The organism is Paenibacillus sp. 01T422, from assembly GCF_056398785.1.
Map to the genome: position 1 here is coordinate 1 of NZ_JBFTQB010001118.1, position 2,689 is coordinate 2,689.

Consider the following 2,689-nt stretch of genomic DNA (forward strand, 5'->3'; position numbering starts at 1 on the left):
ATTTCAGGGAATCATATTGCTCTTCAATCGAGTCACGGTGTTGTCGCTGTTTCCAATGAAGACCGAGAGATCGGGGAAGAGGATATTGATCGTGTTATTCAAGCGGCAAGAGTCATCGCATTACCTCCCGAGCGTGAAATTATTGGAGTCGTACCCAAGCAATACTTAGTGGATGGACAAGAAGGCATTAACGATCCTCGCGGCATGATCGGCGTTCGCTTAGAAGTGGAAGCGACGATTATCACAGGCGCGAAGACGGGGATACATAATCTAATCCGTGTTGTGGAAAAGTCCGAACTTAAGGTCGCAGGCCTCATCTTGATGTCGCTTGCATCCGGACAGTTAGCTCTTTCCAAGGATGAGAAATCAGTTGGAACTGTTCTGGTTGATGTTGGTGCAGGTGCAGCGACGATCGCTGTGTTTGAACAAGGGAATCTGACAGCCACATCAACGATTCAAATCGGCGGTGAGTATATCAGTAATGATATCTCGATAGGTCTTCGTACTCAGCTCGAAATCGCAGAGAAAATAAAGCTGAAATACGGTTGCGCATCGGTAGAAGACTCAGCCCCCGATCAAATGTTTAAGGTTACGCGTATGGGAAGCAATGTGGAAAAAGAGTTTTCGCAAGTTGATCTTGCGAATATTATTGAACCCCGCGTTGAAGAAATTTTCCAAATGATACGTGCAGAAGTGCATCGTCTGGGATATGGCGATTTAGCCGGTGGGTATGTGCTCACGGGCGGAACTGTTTGTATGCCAGGTGTACTCGCTATTGCACAAGCTGAACTCGCTACGTCTGTTCGTATTGCCGTTCCAGATTTCATCGGAGTGCGTGATCCTTCTTACACAAGTGGTGTTGGCATCATACAATTGCTCAAGCTCTGCATCTCTCCAAATCGGTGCATAAACTACAAATCGGGGACAAGCTAACGCGTGGTCTTGGCGCAGGCGCTAACCCGGATGTTGGGAAGAAAGCGGCAGAAGAGTCAAGGGAGATGATTCTGAACACGCTTCGCGGCGCAGACATGGTATTCGTTACTGCAGGTATGGGTGGCGGTACTGGAACTGGAGCTGCTCCTGTTATTGCTGAAATCGCCAAAGAAGTGGGCGCATTAACCGTTGGTGTTGTTACGCGTCCGTTTACATTTGAAGGTCGCAAACGTTCTCTGCAAGCAGAGCAAGGGATTGCTGCACTGAAAGAGAAAGTTGATACTCTCATTATTATTCCTAATGACCGTCTCTTGGAAATCGTAGATAAGAAGACGCCTATGCTCGAAGCTTTCCGCGAAGCGGATAACGTACTTCGTCAAGGTGTACAAGGGATCTCCGACTTGATCGCGGTTCCTGGTTTAATTAACTTGGACTTCGCCGATGTGAAGACGATCATGACTGAACGCGGCTCCGCCCTGATGGGAATCGGAGTGGCAACAGGTGAAAACCGTGCGGCTGAAGCAGCGAAAAAGGCGATTTCCTCGCCATTGTTGGAGACGTCGATCGAAGGCGCTCGTGGGGTTCTGATGAATATCACAGGCGGTGTGAACCTCAGCTTGTACGAAGTCAATGAAGCAGCAGATATCGTGGCATCAGCTTCCGATATTGAAGTGAATATGATTTTCGGAGCCGTCATTGATGACAAGCTGAAAGACGAAATTCTGGTAACGGTCATTGCTACTGGTTTCGAGCACAGAGCTTCACCACTGTCTCAACAAGTTAAGCGTCCCGTAAGTGGGCAGCAAGAACAACCACAATCCTCGCCATCCGTTTCTTCCGACCGACTGAACAACCTCAAACCTTTTGGCTCACAGCCATCAAACGATCAATTAGATATTCCGACGTTCCTGCGCAATCGCGGGCGGAATAACGACAAATAATTACACGAAATGTGTAAAGAGACCGAAGACCTACGTCATGTAGGGGCTTCGGTTTTTTGTTGTTTTGAAGGCTTTTCTAGTTAGCAAAAGGCCGCGTCAACTGACAAAAAAAGTAGTAGCCTACTAGCAAGTTTAGACAGACTTTGAACTAGGATTGCCCTATACTGATTTAGAACCTTAAAGTTTCGTCAGGAAAATGGTTGGAAAAGCATCTATCATGGAGGTGAGGACATTGTGATCGTCTACGCGGATCTCATTTTCCTGCTGAACTTTCTGATGGATGCGGCCATGCTGATCGTAACGGCCAAAACGCGGAAAATACCGTTCAAGTGGTGGAGAATCGTAGGTTCGTCGTTCTTAGGAGCCTCCTATGTCGTCATTATGTTCTTGCCGGTGCCCTTGTTTCTTTTTACATTTTCTGTGAAATGTATGTTTTGTATAGGGAGTAGGAGACTACACGGCCTCCTGTAAAGGATTAATTGATACTGGAAACCAATTGTATGATCCACTAACGCGCACCCCTGTGATGGTCATGGAAGTGTCGGAATGGGGCGATGTACTACCTGTAGAATGGCTGCAGCGGATTCGGTCAGCTGACGTTGATCAAATCATAAGCGGTTTGGGTGTAGAAGAGTTCGTTTGGCAGGACCGCTTGCGTCTAGTGCCTTATCGGGGCGTTAATCGGAACACCCAATTCATGCTGGCCATTAAACCGGATAAGGTGGTGATTACCCATAATAGTACGCAAATTGAAGCATCTAAGGTGCTTATCGGACTCGACGGAGGAAAGCTTTGCAGTGACGGCTCCTATCAAG

General features: G+C 47.5%; 3 protein-coding genes and 1 pseudogene. All 4 read left to right on the forward strand.

Annotation, left to right across the window (positions count from 1 at the left end; genetic code table 11):
- On the forward strand, positions 1–933 hold a 933-nt coding region (gene ftsA, locus AC1DUA_RS36255), incomplete at its 5' end, for a cell division protein FtsA (RefSeq protein ID WP_477504340.1).
- Positions 867–1,874, forward strand: a pseudogene (gene ftsZ / locus AC1DUA_RS36260) (cell division protein FtsZ); the annotation flags it as partial. The gene ftsA and the pseudogene ftsZ, both read left to right, overlap by 67 nt.
- 234 nt (positions 1,875–2,108) lie before the next feature.
- Complete coding sequence (locus tag AC1DUA_RS36265; protein ID WP_477504341.1) at positions 2,109–2,345, forward strand: sigma-E processing peptidase SpoIIGA; 237 nt, start codon at positions 2,109–2,111, stop codon at positions 2,343–2,345.
- 25 nt (positions 2,346–2,370) lie between these two features.
- Positions 2,371–2,689, forward strand: a 319-nt coding sequence (locus AC1DUA_RS36270; protein WP_477504342.1) for a sigma-E processing peptidase SpoIIGA, incomplete at its 3' end; no start/stop codon positions are given.